Genomic DNA, 14,609 nt, shown 5'->3' with positions numbered 1-14,609 from the left:
GGTGGGAAGCATGAATATTGAGACCAAGACTCTGCCACTGAACCCAGATGTGGCCCAGCGCGTGGAGGAGCTGGCCACTGCTGCTGAAGCTCACGACGGCTTTGCGCCCCTCTCCGAGCAGTTTCTTTTAGGGCTCAGGGATGAACGCCTTGGGCACCATCATCTTCTCGCAATTGAAGATGGTGCGGTAGCTGGCGTGGCTGCCCTCGATGGGCAGACTGTAGAGCTCTTTGTTGGCGTGGAACACCGTGGGCGAGGGGTAGGGCAGGCGCTTGTCGACGCCCTCCCAACCTCCCCCCAAATCTGGGCCCATGGCAATCTTCCCGCTGCGCAAGCGCTGGCGAAGCGCAACGAGATGGACGTCGTCAGGCGCCTGCTTGTCATGGCGATTGAGGGGAAGGACTTGCGCGCGGCCGAGGAAGCGCCGGCAACGGTTGATGGCCTAGAGATTCAGACCTACGCCGAGTCAGTGGAGCGCTTCGGGCGCGAGCACGTCGAGGCGGAATGGGTACGCACCAATAACGAAGCCTTCTCCTGGCATCCGGAGCAAGGAGGCTGGGATCTGGAGCGCCTGCACCGCGGGATGGAGGCAGAGTGGTTCGATCCGGCCGACGTGCTTTTCCTGTGGGATTCTCCGAATGACTCCCACAGCCACCCGGTAATGGCTGGCTTCCACTGGCTGAAGTGGCACGACGAGGCTACCCCAGCCTTCGGTGAGGTCTATGTTGTGGGATTGGGTGAGGACTATCGCGGGCGCGGGCTCGGTGGACCGCTGCTGAGCGCTGGGCTGCAGCGCATGGCGGCTAAAGGTGCGGACAAGGTCATCTTGTATGTCGAGGCTGATAACGCTCCGGCGGTAAAGGCCTACGAGCGTTTGGGCTTTGGCATCGCTGAGGAACACTGCGTCTGGGCGAAAAGTGACTAGCCTCACCGGCTTTTGGTACAAGTTCACCGATTGTTCATCTCTTGATCCCTGTGGGGTTAACCCGCCCTGTATAGCTTTACAACACGTGAGTTAATCGCGCTCGTCTCAAGAAGATCGCTCAAAGAAGAGTAGAGGGCGATTTGCTCGGACAATCATTCTCTTGTATCCGCACCGGAAAGGTTTCCCGTGATCCGCAACTTCAAGCGCACCGCCGCTATCTTCGGCATCGTCGCCGCCACCTCCACTGCTCTCGTTGCCTGCTCTGAGTCCAACGAATCTGGCTCCGCTGAAGGCGGTTCCGATGGGGCAGAGGTTTCCGGCGACCTCTCTGGTGAGGGCGCATCCTCCCAAAAGTCCGCTATGTCCGTCTTTGAGAAGGCATTCCTGGAGGCATACCCGGATGCTAACTTCTCCTACACTTCTTCCGGCTCCGGCGCTGGTGTGAAGGCTTTCAACGGCGGCACCGTTGACTTCGCCGGTTCTGACTCCGCTCTGAAGGAAGATAAGGGCGAGGTTGAGGCCGCCAAGGAGCGTTGCGGTGGCAACGACGCATGGCACCTGCCGACGACCATTGGCCCCGTCGCCATCGCCTACAACCTGGGTGACACCGAGGTCAACCTCTCCACCGAAACCCTCGCCAAGATCTTCAAGGGCGAGATCACCAAGTGGAACGATGACGCCATCAAGGCTGAGAACGAGGGCACCGACCTTCCGGACAAGAACATCACCGTCATCTTCCGCTCTGACGAGTCCGGTACCTCCGATAACTTCCAGAAGTTCCTGAAGTCCGCTACCGGCAACTGGGACAGCGAAGGCAAGCAGTTCCCGGATTCTGTTGGTGAGGGTGCTAACGGTTCCTCCGGTGTGGCTGACCAGGTTGCCTCCATCGAGGGTGCTATCACCTACGTTGAGGCTGGCTACGCTCATCAGAAGGAAGCCGATGGCGTCAAGATTGCCAAGATTGACTTCGGCAACGGCCCGGTTGAGCTCAGCTCTGAGTCCGTCGGTGTCGCTCTCGACCACCTCGCTTTCAAGGAGACCAACTCCGAGCACGACATGGTCGTTGACTCCGACAAGCTCTTTGCTTCCAAGGATGAGGGCGCTTACCCGCTCATCCTGACCACCTACAACATCGTCTGCTCCGCTGGCTACGACGAGGAGACCTCCGCTCTGGTGAAGGCCTTCTTTAACACCGTCCTGGACAATCAGTCCGAGGAGCTGGAGAAGGCAGGCTTCATCCCGGTTTCCGGTGACCACCTGGAGCGCCTGAAGGCAGCCGTCGAGGCTATCCAGTAAGAGCGCGTTACTACGCGGGTTTCTTTGAACCCCCGTAGCGTCCGTTTGAACACACACTTCCGCCCCCAACCCGCCCTTCACGAGCGCTTTGGGGGCGGCAGCATGTCCCGTATTTTCATTGTTTCCGTTGAAAAGGATTCCCTAGTCTCATGGCAGACAACAATCTCACCACAGCGTCGTCCGTGAAGGAGGATGCCGTTTCAGCGACCCGCCCTAGCGCGCATGCGTCCGAGGCGGACGCCACCTCTACGCCCGCCGTCAAGTCCGGTGTGAAGCGCCCTGGTGATCGCATTTTTGAATTCTTGTCCACTGCGTCCGCAACGCTGATCACGGTGATGATCGCTGCCATCGCGGCCTTCCTGATCTGGCGTGCGGTTCCTTCTCTGTCCGTCAATGAGGGTGGCATTCTGGGCTTCTTCACCTACGGTGACCGTTGGGAGACCAACGACACCGATGCTATGAAGTTCGGTATCCCGACCATGTTCGGCCACACCGTCTTGATTTCCATCGTGGCTCTCATCATTGCGATGCCGGTCGCGCTCGGTATTGCCATCTTCCTGTCCAACTACGCGCCGGCCAAGCTGGTCAAGCCGTTGGGATTCTTGGTAGACATGCTCGCCGCCGTGCCATCCATCGTGTACGGCCTGTGGGGCTGGCAGGTGCTCGGCCCTGCGCTGTCCGGCTTCTACACCTGGCTGCACTCCTGGGCTGGTGGCTTCTTCCTCTTCAAGGTCTACGACAACTCCCCGAACTTTGCGACGGGCCGCAACGTCCTCACCGGTGGCATTGTTCTGGCGGTGATGATCCTGCCGATCATCGCTGCCACCGCCCGCGAAGTCTTTGTGCAGACCCCTCCCGGTCAAATCGAGTCCGCCTTGGCCCTCGGCGCCACCCGGTGGGAAGTCATCCGCATGACGGTTCTCCCCTTCGGCATGTCCGGCTACATAGCCGGCTCCATGCTGGGTCTGGGCCGCGCGCTGGGTGAGACCATGGCTCTCTACATGGTTGTCTCCCCGCTGGTGGACTTCCGCTTCTCGCTGTTCGACGGCGGTACCACCTTCGCAACGGCCATTGCCCTGGCGGCTGCTGAGTTCGGTAATGAGATGCGTGCCGGTGCGTATATCGCCGCTGGCCTCATGCTGTTCCTTCTGACCTTCTTGGTCAACGCTATTGCCCGTTCCATCGTGAAGAGCAAGTAAGGAGGGCTCAGAGATGACTACGACTACAACTTCCAACTCTGTCCCGGCATCTTCCGGCCCGACCTTCCTGGATATCTCCTCGAGCCGAAAGACCACCAATACTGTTGCCACCGTTCTCGTGTGGGCAACGATGATCATCGCCATGATTCCGCTGCTGTGGGTTCTCTTCGAGCTCATTTCTCGCGGTTCGGGCGCTATCCTGAGCCCCGAATGGTGGACCCACTCCCAACGCGGAATCCTTGATACCGAGGCCGGCGGCGGTGCGCTCCACGCTATTATCGGTACCTTTGTGCAGACCGTCATCGCGACCGTCATTTCCGTTCCGATCGGCATTTTCACCGCGATTTACCTGGTGGAGTACTCCCGCGGTGGAACGCTGAGCCGTCTTACTACTTTCATGGTGGACATCCTCTCCGGTGTGCCTTCCATTGTTGCGGCCCTGTTCATCTTCGCCATGTGGATTACTCTGTTCGGCTTCAAGCGTTCCGGTATGGCGGTGGCGCTATCGCTTGTGCTCCTGATGATTCCGATTGTGGTCCGCAATACCGAAGAGATGCTCCGCGTGGTCCCGATGGATCTGCGTGAGGCTTCCTATGCTCTCGGTGTGCCGAAGTGGAAGACCATCGCGCGCATCGTTCTGCCGACCGCACTGTCCGGCATTGTCACCGGCATCATGCTGGCCGTGGCCCGCATCATGGGTGAGTCCGCGCCGGTGCTGGTGTTGGTGGGCTCCACCTCCTCCATCAACTGGGACGCACTCAAGGGTGCGCAGTCCTCGTTGCCGTTGATGATGCTGGATATGTACAAGTCCGGCGCTGATCCGGCCGTCCTGGACAAGCTGTGGGGTGCCGCCCTTACGTTGGTTCTCCTCATCGCGATTCTCAACATTGGCGCGCGCATCGTTTCGGCGAAGTTCTCCGTCAAGAAGTAACCGTATTCACTTTCTACCTACCCCATAGGAGCACTACTCATGTCCAAGCTTGAGCTCAACGACGTGAACATCTACTACGGTGACTTCCACGCCGTACAGAACGTCAACATGCAGATCCCGGCGAAGGCCGTGACTGCCTTCATCGGCCCTTCCGGCTGTGGTAAGTCCACAGTCCTGCGCACCCTGAACCGCATGCACGAGGTCATTCCTGGTGCTTATGTCAAGGGTGAGATTCTCCTGGACGGCCAGAACATCTACGGGCCCAAGGTCGATCCGGTGTCCGTTCGCAACACTATCGGCATGGTCTTCCAGAAGGCCAACCCGTTCCCGACGATGTCCATTGAGGATAACGTTGTTGCCGGCCTGAAGCTGTCCGGCGAAAAGAACAAGAAGAAGTTGAAGGAGGTCGCCGAGAAGTCCCTGCGCGGCGCCAACCTTTGGGATGAGGTTAAGGACCGCCTGGACAAGCCGGGCGGCGGCCTGTCCGGCGGTCAGCAGCAGCGTCTGTGCATTGCTCGCGCGATTGCCGTGGAGCCGGAAGTCCTGCTGATGGACGAGCCCTGCTCGGCGCTCGACCCGATTTCCACCTTGGCCGTGGAGGACCTGATCCATGAGCTGAAGGAAAACTTCACTATCGTTATTGTTACTCACAACATGCAGCAGGCAGCCCGCGTGTCGGACAAGACCGGCTTCTTCTCCCTGGAAGCTACCGGCCGGCCTGGCCACCTGGTGGAGTTCGATGACACCACGAAGATCTTCGAAAACCCATCCAAGAAGGATACCGAGGATTACATCTCTGGCCGCTTCGGCTAAACATGCGCTTCGGCTAAACACTGACAGCGCCGAAAGCCGGCACCTCTTCTAAAGGTCTAGAAGAGGTGCCGGCTTTGTGCATGCACTGTGCGCTAGGTGTGGCGAGCAGTAGGGGGGGCTAGCGGTGAAACTGGCGCTCCAGCTCCGCCATGCGGGCCTCCAGCTCAGCCTCTCGTTGCTCCTGATCGCGCTTGCGCATGTAGCGGTCGGGGTCCAAGCCCGTTGCCAGGTAAATGATGCGGCCGGCAGCTGCTGCGCAATGATCGGCGAAACGCTCGTAGTAGCGCGAAAGCTGCGAGGTTTCCACGGCCTGGCGCACCGTTCCTTTCCACTCCCGCTGCGTCAACATACGAAGCAGGTGTTGGTTGATGTCATCGACGGCGTCGTCGTCCTCGGTCAAACGGAGCGCCAGCTCCGGATCGCGGGTGATGAGGATGTCTTTGAGGCCTGAGGACATGTCGAGAACGAGACGTGTGTATTCCTCGAAATAGCCCATAATGTCTGACGGAACAACTGATTCAGGGTGGCGGCGGCGGGCGCTGGTGGCAATGTGCTGAGACAAGCGGCCCATGCGGTAAAAGTCTTCCACAATATAGATGGAAGCTATGACCTGGCGCAGATCCTTGGCCATCGGGTTTTCCAAGGCCAGAAGGGACACCGCACGGTCTTCGCAGCGCGAGCGGACTTCATCCAACTCATCGCGCAACGACAAGGCCTCTTCGGCTGGTTGCAGGGAGGATTCGATTAATGCCTGAGAGGCAAGAGTCATCAGCTTATGAACCGCAGTGCTCATGATGATGAGGTCATGGGCAAAGTTGTCCAACTGTTCACGGTAGGCAGCGCGCATGTCACGTACTTTAGCTGAACAATTGGTCTAGTGCCTGTCGAGCGACACAAAAGGGAATTTTCGTGGCTAGCCGCCGGAATGCATAATCTCCGCGCCTTCCGGCACGGTTGCATCCTCCGGATCGTCGAGCCACCCCTCGGGAAGGACCACTTTGGCGGGGGATCCCTGGCGTCCGCGGGCGCCATCGGCGTCGTCGGCAAGCGCAGGCGAATCAGCCCACGGCTCGAGCAGCTCCCGGAGAGCGTCGAGGGAGTTCACGCGGGACAGGCCAGCACGGACCTGACCTCCCACGGGAAAACCGCGTAGGTACCAGCCGATGTGCTTGCGGATATCGCGGCTGGCCTGGTCCTCGCCCTCGTGCTGCGCCAGCAGTTCTGCGTGGCGAATCATAATCTGCGTGACCTCACCCAACGTGGGCTCGGCCGGCACCGGCTCGCCACGAAGGTGGGCGGAGAGCTCCGCGAAGAGCCAAGGACGACCCAGACAACCTCGTCCCACGACGACGCCGTCGCAGCCCGTTTGTTCCATCATGGCGCGGGCATCCGTGGCCTTGAAGATATCGCCGTTACCCAAGACAGGGATACCGGTATGGGCCAAGTGCTCCTTAAGGCGCGCAATTTCATTCCAGTCCGCATGGCCCGAGTAGCGTTGCGCGGCGGTACGGCCGTGGAGCGCGACTGCCGACGCCCCTTCTTCCACCGCAATGCGGCCGGCGTCGAGGTGCGTGTGGTGATCCTCGTCGATGCCCACGCGCATTTTTACGGTGACCGGGATATCGGTGCCCTCTGTGGCCTTGACCGCTGCGGCGACGATGTTGCCAAAGAGGCGGCGCTTATAGGGGAGTGCGGAGCCTCCGCCGCGGCGCGTGACCTTGGGAACCGGGCAGCCAAAGTTCATATCGATGTGGTCAGCCAGATTCTCATCCACGATCATCTTCGCCGCCTTGTAGGTGTACTCCGGATCGACGGTGTACAGCTGCAGCGAGCGCGGATTCTCCTGTGGATCGAAAGTGGTCATGTGCAGCGTCTTGGGATTTCGCTCTACCAAGGCGCGGGCGGTAACCATTTCGCAGACATAAAGGCCGGAGACGGTGCCGGTCTTCGCTATCTCTTGCTCGCGACACAGCACGCGAAAGGCCACGTTGGTCACGCCCGCCATGGGGGCGAGGACAACGGGGGAGTTGAGCTGGATTTTTCCGATAGCAAGAGTCACGCCGCCAATTGTGCGCGGAAAGAGCCTGGGGTGGCAAATTCTTACGAGGAAAGTGAGGGGTGCACACAGTTTGGGGCAGAGTGCGGTAAATCCTCCACCGATTCGCTAGTGTGGTGCATGTAACTAACAGGAAAGGACCGTAACGTAGGTCGTTTCTGCACATAAAAGGAGGACTAATGTCTGAGAGAATTGCATACGCACCGTTTGAGAAGCTCGTGATGAGCGCTGACGAGGCCGCAAAGTTCGTCAACCACGGTGACCGTGTGGGAATCTCCGGCTTTACCGGCGCTGGCTACCCTAAGGCGTTGCCGACTGCCATCGCGGAGAAGGCGAAGGCAGCTCATGAGGCGGGCGAGGAGTTCAAGATCGATGTTTTCTCCGGTGCCTCTACCGCTCCGGACTGTGATGGTGTGTTGGCTGAGGCAGACGCCATCCGCTTCCGCTCTCCGTATAACTCTGACCCGGTTTTGCGCGGCCGCTTCAACGACGGCTCCGCCCTGTACCAGGACATCCACCTCTCGCACTCTGGCCAGCAGGTGGAAGAGGGCTTCTACGGTGACTTCCAGGTAGCCATTATTGAGGCCGTTCGTATTGATGAGAACGGAAATATCGTTCCGTCCTCCGCCGTGGGCAACAACCTCGAATACATCGATGCCGCCGACAAGATCATCATTGAGATCAACGAGTGGCAGTCCCTCAACCTCGAGGGCATGCACGATATCTACAAGATCGAGAAGCTGCCGAACCGCCAGCCAATCCCGATTACCAAGCCGGCTGACCGCGTCGGTACCACCTACATCGAGATTCCGGAGGAGAAGGTCGTGGCTGTGGTCAAGACCAATGCCCCGGACCGCAACGCTCCGTTCAAGGCCCCGGATGAGGTTTCTGAGAAGATTGCTGCGAACTTCATCGAGTTCCTCGAGGGCGAGGTTGCTGCCGGCCGCCTAGAGTATGACAAGTTCATCATGCAGTCCGGTGTGGGCAATGTCCCGAACGCCGTGATGGCAGGCCTGTTGGACTCCAAGTTCGAAAACATTCAGGCCTATACCGAGGTTATCCAGGACGGCATGCTGGATCTTATCGACGCTGGCAAGATGACCGTCGCCTCCGCAACCTCCTTCGCCCTGTCCCCGGAGTACGCGGACAAGATGAACGCTGAGGCTGATCGCTACGCCAAGCACATCATCCTGCGCCCGCAGCAGGTATCCAACCACCCGGAGGTTATTCGCCGCGTGGGCCTGATTTCTTCCAACGGCATGATTGAGGGCGATATCTACGGCAACATCAACTCCACCAACGTCTCCGGCTCCCGCATCATGAACGGTACTGGCGGCTCGGGTGACTTCACCCGTAACGCCTACATCTCCACCTTCGTCTCCCCGTCGGTGGCCAAGGGCGGCGCTATCTCCGCTATCGTGCCTTTCGTTTCTCACACCGACCACACCGAGCACGACACCATGGTCATCATCACCGAGTATGGCGTTGCGGACCTGCGCGGTTTGGCCCCGAAGGAGCGCGTGGAGAAGGTTATCGCCGTGGCTCACCCGGATTACCGCCCGATGTTGGAGGAGTACTTCGAGCGCGCCAAGGCTAACAAGTTCCAGCACACCCCGCACGATCTGAAGACGGCCTTCGACTTCCAGGTGAACTTCATGGAGAAGGGTGACATGCGCGGCTAAGTCTTAGACCCGCAAGGTTGTGGCCCTTACCACTGAAGGTGAGGGCCATTTCCTTTTCTTTGGTGCCACCGGCTAGGATAGGTGAGCGTTGGGCCTTTAGCTCAGTTGGTAGAGCTACGGACTTTTAATCCGCAGGTCGTGGGTTCGATCCCCACAGGGCCCACAAAAAGAGCCGCCTTCGGGCGGCTCTTTTTTGTTTTGGGGCCCAAGCGCAGGGCTGGGTTCAGGGCTAGCTCTTCACGAGCTTCCTGATGGCCCGCATGGCCTCTTCGAGCTTCTCTGTGGCTACTTGGCCGTCCTCTGCGGCGGCTCCCGCTACACAGTGCTCTATGTGGTCCTCAAGCAGCGCTAGAGAGACATTCTCGAGTGCTGAGGTAACCGCCGAGATCTGCGTGATGATGTCGATGCAATATTGGTCCTCCGCGATCATGCGGTGGATGCCTCGGGTTTGGCCTTCGATGCGCTTGAGGCGAGCCAAGTACTTTGCCTTCTGCTCATCATCGGAGTTGTAGCCGTGCACACCCGGCTCGTGACAGGAACAGGTATCTCGCTGGTCAGCCATGGTTTTCTGCCTTTCTGCCAGGACGATTTGGTTAAGTGAGGATGTCTCCAGTATATTTTTACAAAGTTGCCTCAAGGCAACGGGCCCCCATCGTCTAGCGGCCTAGGACACCGCCCTTTCACGGCGGCGGCACGGGTTCGAATCCCGTTGGGGGTACCAACACTTTTGTGTTGGTGCACAAGAAAATACTTATGGCCCTGTGGCGCAGTTGGTTAGCGCGCCGCCCTGTCACGGCGGAGGTCGCGGGTTCAAGTCCCGTCAGGGTCGCCATATTTCAGCCTCGGAGCATTGTTTATAGAACATATGCCTCGGGGCTTGTGTCGTTTTATGGTGGTGTGTGGAGGCTCCTGCAACGTCGCAAATGGCGCATAGATCTGTATAGGTCTAGGCGCTGTGGTGACAGTGTGTATTGAGGGGCTGCATCACCGTGAAAACGGTGAATGACATGCTGATTTGGTGTGCTTATCTAGCTTTGTGTAGAGTACTTATTCGTGCCCAGCGCACAACAGATAATTGAAAATGGCCCTGTGGCGCAGTTGGTTAGCGCGCCGCCCTGTCACGGCGGAGGTCGCGGGTTCAAGTCCCGTCAGGGTCGCCGAAGTCCTCGTGGCTTCTGGCCAGATAGCTCAGTCGGTAGAGCACACGCCTGAAAAGTGTGGGGTCGCCAGTTCGATCCTGGCTCTGGCCACAAGACGGCCCCTTCCATTGGAAGGGGCTTTTTTGTTGCTCTTTTTGGTTTAATGGGCGGCATGACTACTTCAGTTGCGCACCAAACCGATCAATCCCGTTTCGTCATCACCGTTGATGGGGAAGAAGCAGGCTTCGCCGAATACAGTGATTCCGCTACCACACGGGAATTCACGCACACGGAAATCTTCGAGTCATTTCAGGGCCAAGGACTGTCCAAGCCGCTTATTAAAGCGGCACTGGATGATGACTCAACGGCCGGCCGCCAAGTCATTCCAACGTGCAGCGCCGTGGCGCGCTTCATTGAGAAGAATCCCGATTACCAGCGGCTGACTGCCCGTGAAGGCAGCCTGTAAAGGCACGGTCTATTAGATGTAGTAGTCCGGGTCCACCAGCTTGATGCGCTCATCCTTCTTGCGCGGGCGGTTGGTGGCCGGGATACCGATGGCAATGTGCTCCGGTGGCACGTCCTTCGTCACCACGGCGTTGGCACCCACAGCGGAGCCGTGGCCGACGGTAATCGGGCCGAGCACTTTAGCGCCCGCGCCAATGGTGACGTTGTCCTCAATTGTTGGGTGGCGCTTAGTCTGTGTCAGCACCTGACCACCGAGCGTGACGCCGTGGTAAAGCATGACGCCATCGCCAATTTCGGCGGTTTCACCGATGACGATCCCCATGCCGTGGTCAATGAAGAAGCGCCGGCCAATGGTAGCGCCGGGGTGAATCTCGATTCCGGTGAAGAAGCGGTTAAGCTGCGCCAAAATACGGGCTGGCCCACGCCATCCACGTTTCCACATGCGGTGGGCGATTCGGTGCGCCCAAATGGCGTGAAGGCCGGAGTAGACCACGGCATTTTCGACGTCGCCGCGCGCGGCCGGATCATGCTCGCGCGCGTTGGCGAGGTCTTCACGAATCATCTTCAAGATGTGCATGCGAACCATCCTATCTAGAAAGAAAAAGCGCCCCCTAGCACAGAGGGCGCTTTTATTCGGAGGGCTCACCACGGCGCCGTGCTTGGCGACGTCCCGTGGAAAGCCACGTTAGCGTTTTCCTTAGGCCTCGCGAATGTCCTCGAAGAGGATGGTGGAGACATAGCGCTCACCGAAGTCCGGGGCGACGACGACGATGGTCTTGCCCTTGAACTCTTCGCGCGCAGCCAGCTTGAGTGCCGCAGAGACGTTGGCACCGGAGGAAATGCCGACGAGCAGTCCTTCTTCGGTGGCCAGCTTGCGGGCAGTGGAAACGGATTCCTCGGTGGTTGCGGTGAGCACCTCGTTGAGGATCTCGCGGTCCAGAACCTCTGGAACAAAGTTGGCGCCGATGCCCTGGATCTTGTGGGGTCCAGCGTGACCCTCGGAGAGGACGGGGGAGTCGGCGGGCTCAACGGCGACCAGGTAGGTGTCGGGGTTCTGGGAACGCAGGTAGCGGCCCACACCGGTGACGGTTCCGCCGGTGCCGACGCCAGCGACGAAAGCGTCGACCTTGCCCTCAGCGTCGTCCCAGATCTCGCGGCCCGTGGTTGCCTCGTGAATCTTCGGGTTTGCCTCGTTAGCGAACTGCGAAGCCAGGATGGCGTTGGGGGTCTCAGCGATAATTTCGTTGGCCTTCTCTACAGCACCCTTCATGCCGGCAGCGCCCGGGGTGAGCACGATTTCAGCACCATAAGCGCGCAGCAGTACCTTGCGCTCGTTGGACATGGTCTCCGGCATGGTGAGGATGACCTTGTAACCCTGGGCGGCACCGACGAGTGCCAAGCCGATGCCGGTGTTGCCGGAGGTGGCCTCAACGATGGTGCCGCCTGGCTTTAGCTCGCCGGATTCTACGGCGGTGTCGACAATTGCCTTGGCAATGCGATCCTTGACGGAATTAGCGGGGTTGAAAGACTCAACCTTCACCAGTACCTCGGCGCCGAGGCCTTCGGTCAGGCGGTTGAGGCGGACAAGCGGGGTGCCGCCGATGGTGTCGAGAATATTGTTGTATACAGCCACGATGTGGACTCCTTGAAGATAAGTTCTGATGTACAGCAGACACTCTACACCGTGTCAATAGACCAAGTGGTATATAGATTCTGAACAGATCAGTCGGGCATGGCATGTGGGATTTGAGGCGTCTCATGAGGGCGAGGCGTGATTTAGAATTACCCCCGTCGGCCGGTTATACTTCGCAAATAGTGTTCGCCTACCCCCGTTTCAGGCGGGAAATGTGGGTGCACCTGCTGGTTACCCCCGAGTAAGAGAGAGTCTCATGGAGCCGCACCGACTCAAGGATGACGACGAAGCCGTACGCGCAGCGCTCTCGTCACTAAAGACCGCAACGGGAATCCCCGTCACGATGTACGGGACCTTGCTGCCGGACAATCGCCTGCAGATTACCCAGTGGGTAGGTCTGCGGACCCCGGCCTTGCAGAATTTGGTGATTGACGCGAACGTGGGCGTCGGCGGGCGCGTTGTCAGCACTCGCCGCGCGGTTGGTGTGTCCGACTACACTCGTGCCACCACAATTAGCCATGAGAATGATCGCCATATCCAAGATGAGGGGCTGCATTCGATCGTGGCGGTGCCGGTCACCGTTCAGCGTGAAATCCGCGGTGTCCTCTATGTTGGCGTCCACTCGCCGGTGCGCTTGGGCGACAAGGTAATCGAGGAAGTCACCATGACCGCTCGGTGCCTCGAGCAGGATCTGGCCGTTAATTCCGCGTTGCGTCGTGCCGACGGAGGCAAGGGCGGCGCTGCTCGCGGTCACGTGATGAACGGGGCTGAGTGGGAGCAGGTGCGCTCAACGCACTCCAAGCTCCGCATGTTGGCTAACCGAGTCAACGATGAAGACCTCCGTAAGGAACTAGAGGCTCTTTGCGACCAGATGGTCTCCCCGGTGCGCGTTAAGCAGTCCACCAAGCTTTCTGCTCGCGAGCTGGATGTTCTTTCCTGCGTGGCATTGGGGCATACCAATGTCGAGGCGGCCGAGGAAATGGGTATTGGCGCCGAAACGGTGAAGTCCTATTTGCGCTCTGTCATGCGCAAACTGGGTGCACATACTCGCTATGAGGCGGTCAATGCGGCCCGTCGTATAGGCGCGTTGCCCTGATCGTAGGTAAGTTGGGTGGGCGTGAAAGACCAATTTATTGTCTCCGGTGGGGCGCGCCTGCAGGGCACCGTCAAGGTGGACGGTGCCAAGAACAGTGTGCTGAAGCTGATGGCTGCGGCACTGTTGGCGGAGGGCACCACCACGCTGACCAACTGTCCTAAAATCCTTGATGTTCCACTGATGCGAAAGGTCCTTGAAGGCCTTGGCTGTTCAGTGGAAATCGATGGCCACACCGTGCAGATCACCACGCCGGCCACGTTGCATTCCAATGCAGACTTCGATGCGGTGCGCCAATTTCGCGCGTCGGTGTGTGTATTGGGGCCGCTGACGGCGCGTTGTGGTCACGCAAAGGTAGCTTTGCCAGGTGGCGACGCCATTGGTTCCCGCCCACTGGACATGCACCAATCTGGGCTAGAGAAGATGGGCGCTAGCACGCGCATCGAACACGGCGCCGTTGTAGCGGAGGCAGATCAGCTCCATGGCGCGAACATCAAGCTCGATTTTCCCTCGGTAGGCGCTACCGAAAATATTCTTACTGCTGCAGTCCTTGCGGATGGCGAAACCCAACTCCACAATGCGGCCCGCGAGCCGGAAATTGTGGACCTGTGCACGATGCTCAAGGAAATGGGCGCCGACATCTCTGGGGAGGGGACATCCACCATCACCATTCGGGGAGTGGACAAGCTGCAACCGACGGAGCACGAGGTTATCGGTGACCGTATTGTTGCGGGTACGTGGGCATATGCTGCCGTAATGACTCGCGGGGATATCACGGTGGGTGGCATTGCTCCCAAGCACCTGCACCTGCCGTTGGAGAAGCTAAAGTCCGCCGGTGCGGATATCGAGGACTATGTCAATGGTTTCCGCGTGCGCATGGACCGGCGCCCAACTGCAGTGGACTACCAAACGCTGCCGTACCCCGGCTTCCCCACGGATCTTCAGCCGATCGCCATCGGGCTCTCCGCGGTCGCGGAAGGTACATCCATCATCACGGAAAATGTCTTTGAGTCTCGTTTCCGGTTCGTCGATGAGATGCTCCGCCTTGGCGCTGATGCCCAGGTGGATGGACACCACGTGGTTATCCGCGGTCAAGAGCGCCTGTCCTCGACGCATGTCTGGAGCTCCGATATCCGCGCAGGTGCCGGATTGGTCCTCTCCGCTTTGTGTGCGGATGAGACGACCACCGTGCACGATGTCTTTCACATCGACCGCGGCTATCCCAACTTTGTAGAGAACCTGCAGGCCTTGGGCGCCACCATTGAGCGCACTCAAGAGGAGGAGCTCTACTAAGGAGCATTGCTTGGCGACGTCCGTATGTGGCGCACCTTTTTGGTGTGTCACCTGGGGATTTGTTGTTTGTTGGGGGTGTGCGTA

Annotated in this window: 14 protein-coding genes and 5 tRNA genes; 14 read left to right on the top strand and 5 right to left on the bottom strand. The window is 59.1% G+C overall.

Annotated elements, in window-relative coordinates:
• Positions 1-10 precede the first annotated feature (10 nt).
• The 5 genes from mshD (at position 11) to pstB (ending at position 5,164) form a co-directional block, all read left to right on the top strand.
• The gene (gene mshD / locus HMPREF2760_RS06755; protein ID WP_070522950.1) at positions 11-925 is read left to right on the top strand and encodes a mycothiol synthase; all 915 of its coding nucleotides are present in this window, start codon (positions 11-13) and stop codon (positions 923-925) included.
• A gap of 186 nt (positions 926-1,111) precedes the next feature.
• On the top strand, positions 1,112-2,221 hold the full coding sequence (pstS, locus tag HMPREF2760_RS06750; RefSeq protein WP_070522954.1) for a phosphate ABC transporter substrate-binding protein PstS: 1,110 nt from the start codon (positions 1,112-1,114) through the stop codon (positions 2,219-2,221).
• A 149-nt stretch (positions 2,222-2,370) separates the two neighbouring features.
• A complete protein-coding gene (pstC, locus tag HMPREF2760_RS06745) occupies positions 2,371-3,420 on the top strand; it encodes a phosphate ABC transporter permease subunit PstC (protein ID WP_070522957.1) in 1,050 nt (349 codons plus the stop codon).
• Between the two features lie 13 nt (positions 3,421-3,433).
• Positions 3,434-4,351 (top strand): phosphate ABC transporter permease PstA, encoded by a 918-nt coding sequence (pstA, locus tag HMPREF2760_RS06740; protein ID WP_070522961.1) that lies wholly within the window; start codon positions 3,434-3,436, stop codon positions 4,349-4,351.
• A gap of 39 nt (positions 4,352-4,390) precedes the next feature.
• Positions 4,391-5,164 carry a phosphate ABC transporter ATP-binding protein PstB gene (pstB, locus tag HMPREF2760_RS06735; protein ID WP_070522964.1) on the top strand — a complete coding sequence of 258 codons (774 nt, stop codon included), beginning with the start codon at positions 4,391-4,393 and terminating at the stop codon, positions 5,162-5,164.
• Positions 5,165-5,282: 118 nt separating this feature from the next.
• On the opposite strand, the gene phoU is transcribed toward pstB, so the two are convergent.
• Both phoU and dusB read right to left on the bottom strand, forming a co-directional pair.
• On the bottom strand, positions 5,283-6,011 hold the full coding sequence (gene phoU / locus HMPREF2760_RS06730) for a phosphate signaling complex protein PhoU (protein WP_070522967.1): 729 nt from the start codon (positions 6,009-6,011) through the stop codon (positions 5,283-5,285).
• A gap of 66 nt (positions 6,012-6,077) precedes the next feature.
• Positions 6,078-7,223, bottom strand: a complete 1,146-nt coding sequence (gene dusB / locus HMPREF2760_RS06725; RefSeq protein WP_070522970.1) for a tRNA dihydrouridine synthase DusB — start codon at positions 7,221-7,223, stop codon at positions 6,078-6,080.
• Positions 7,224-7,399: 176 nt separating this feature from the next.
• On the opposite strand from dusB, the gene HMPREF2760_RS06720 reads away from it, so the two are divergent.
• Together HMPREF2760_RS06720 and HMPREF2760_RS06715 are read left to right on the top strand one after the other, a co-directional pair.
• Complete coding sequence (locus tag HMPREF2760_RS06720) at positions 7,400-8,902, top strand: acetyl-CoA hydrolase/transferase family protein (RefSeq protein WP_070522973.1); 1,503 nt, start codon at positions 7,400-7,402, stop codon at positions 8,900-8,902.
• Positions 8,903-8,992: 90 nt separating this feature from the next.
• Positions 8,993-9,065, top strand: a tRNA-Lys gene (locus HMPREF2760_RS06715).
• A gap of 66 nt (positions 9,066-9,131) precedes the next feature.
• On the opposite strand, the gene HMPREF2760_RS06710 is transcribed toward HMPREF2760_RS06715, so the two are convergent.
• A complete protein-coding gene (locus HMPREF2760_RS06710; protein WP_070532400.1) occupies positions 9,132-9,464 on the bottom strand; it encodes a metal-sensitive transcriptional regulator in 333 nt (110 codons plus the stop codon).
• A gap of 83 nt (positions 9,465-9,547) precedes the next feature.
• Here HMPREF2760_RS06710 and HMPREF2760_RS06705 point away from each other — a divergent pair.
• The 5 genes from HMPREF2760_RS06705 (at position 9,548) to HMPREF2760_RS06685 (ending at position 10,507) form a co-directional block, all read left to right on the top strand.
• A tRNA-Glu gene (locus HMPREF2760_RS06705) sits at positions 9,548-9,623 on the top strand.
• A gap of 34 nt (positions 9,624-9,657) precedes the next feature.
• Positions 9,658-9,734 (top strand) — tRNA-Asp (locus HMPREF2760_RS06700).
• Between the two features lie 251 nt (positions 9,735-9,985).
• Positions 9,986-10,059, top strand: a tRNA-Asp gene (locus tag HMPREF2760_RS06695).
• Between the two features lie 20 nt (positions 10,060-10,079).
• Positions 10,080-10,152, top strand: a tRNA-Phe gene (locus tag HMPREF2760_RS06690).
• 52 nt (positions 10,153-10,204) lie between these two features.
• Complete coding sequence (locus tag HMPREF2760_RS06685) at positions 10,205-10,507, top strand: GNAT family N-acetyltransferase (protein ID WP_070522980.1); 303 nt, start codon at positions 10,205-10,207, stop codon at positions 10,505-10,507.
• A 12-nt stretch (positions 10,508-10,519) separates the two neighbouring features.
• Here HMPREF2760_RS06685 and epsC read toward each other — a convergent pair whose 3' ends face one another.
• Together epsC and cysK are read right to left on the bottom strand one after the other, a co-directional pair.
• Positions 10,520-11,083, bottom strand: coding sequence for a serine O-acetyltransferase EpsC (gene epsC / locus HMPREF2760_RS06680; protein ID WP_070522984.1), 564 nt, complete (start codon positions 11,081-11,083; stop codon positions 10,520-10,522).
• 120 nt (positions 11,084-11,203) lie between these two features.
• Positions 11,204-12,139: a cysteine synthase A gene (cysK, locus tag HMPREF2760_RS06675; protein ID WP_070563979.1), complete on the bottom strand. Its 936-nt coding sequence runs from the start codon at positions 12,137-12,139 to the stop codon at positions 11,204-11,206.
• 256 nt (positions 12,140-12,395) lie between these two features.
• Here cysK and ramA point away from each other — a divergent pair, with 256 nt between their 5' ends.
• Positions 12,396-13,235, top strand: coding sequence for an acetate metabolism transcriptional regulator RamA (ramA, locus tag HMPREF2760_RS06670; protein WP_070522991.1), 840 nt, complete (start codon positions 12,396-12,398; stop codon positions 13,233-13,235).
• A gap of 21 nt (positions 13,236-13,256) precedes the next feature.
• Positions 13,257-14,525 carry a UDP-N-acetylglucosamine 1-carboxyvinyltransferase gene (gene murA, locus HMPREF2760_RS06665; RefSeq protein WP_070523021.1) on the top strand — a complete coding sequence of 423 codons (1,269 nt, stop codon included), beginning with the start codon at positions 13,257-13,259 and terminating at the stop codon, positions 14,523-14,525.
• Positions 14,526-14,609 lie beyond the last annotated feature (84 nt).

The sequence above is a fragment of the Corynebacterium sp. HMSC065D07 genome, assembly GCF_001810695.1.
GTDB classification, from domain to species: Bacteria; Actinomycetota; Actinomycetes; order Mycobacteriales; family Mycobacteriaceae; genus Corynebacterium; species Corynebacterium hesseae.
Note: the sequence above shows the minus strand (reverse complement) of the source record. Positions and strands in the feature narration are given on the sequence as shown.

Excerpts from the sequence above, each read along its gene's own strand:
- phoU (WP_070522967.1), bottom strand. The coding sequence starts at position 6,011 with ATGCGCGCTGCCTACCGTGAACAGTTGGACAACTTTGCCCATGACCTC.
- ramA (WP_070522991.1), top strand. The coding sequence starts at position 12,396 with ATGGAGCCGCACCGACTCAAGGATGACGACGAAGCCGTACGCGCAGCG.
- pstB (WP_070522964.1), top strand. The coding sequence starts at position 4,391 with ATGTCCAAGCTTGAGCTCAACGACGTGAACATCTACTACGGTGACTTC.
- HMPREF2760_RS06685 (WP_070522980.1), top strand. The coding sequence starts at position 10,205 with ATGGGCGGCATGACTACTTCAGTTGCGCACCAAACCGATCAATCCCGT.
- HMPREF2760_RS06720 (WP_070522973.1), top strand. The coding sequence starts at position 7,400 with ATGTCTGAGAGAATTGCATACGCACCGTTTGAGAAGCTCGTGATGAGC.
- pstA (WP_070522961.1), top strand. The coding sequence starts at position 3,434 with ATGACTACGACTACAACTTCCAACTCTGTCCCGGCATCTTCCGGCCCG.
- mshD (WP_070522950.1), top strand. The coding sequence starts at position 11 with ATGAATATTGAGACCAAGACTCTGCCACTGAACCCAGATGTGGCCCAG.
- pstC (WP_070522957.1), top strand. The coding sequence starts at position 2,371 with ATGGCAGACAACAATCTCACCACAGCGTCGTCCGTGAAGGAGGATGCC.
- HMPREF2760_RS06710 (WP_070532400.1), bottom strand. The coding sequence starts at position 9,464 with ATGGCTGACCAGCGAGATACCTGTTCCTGTCACGAGCCGGGTGTGCAC.
- epsC (WP_070522984.1), bottom strand. The coding sequence starts at position 11,083 with ATGCACATCTTGAAGATGATTCGTGAAGACCTCGCCAACGCGCGCGAG.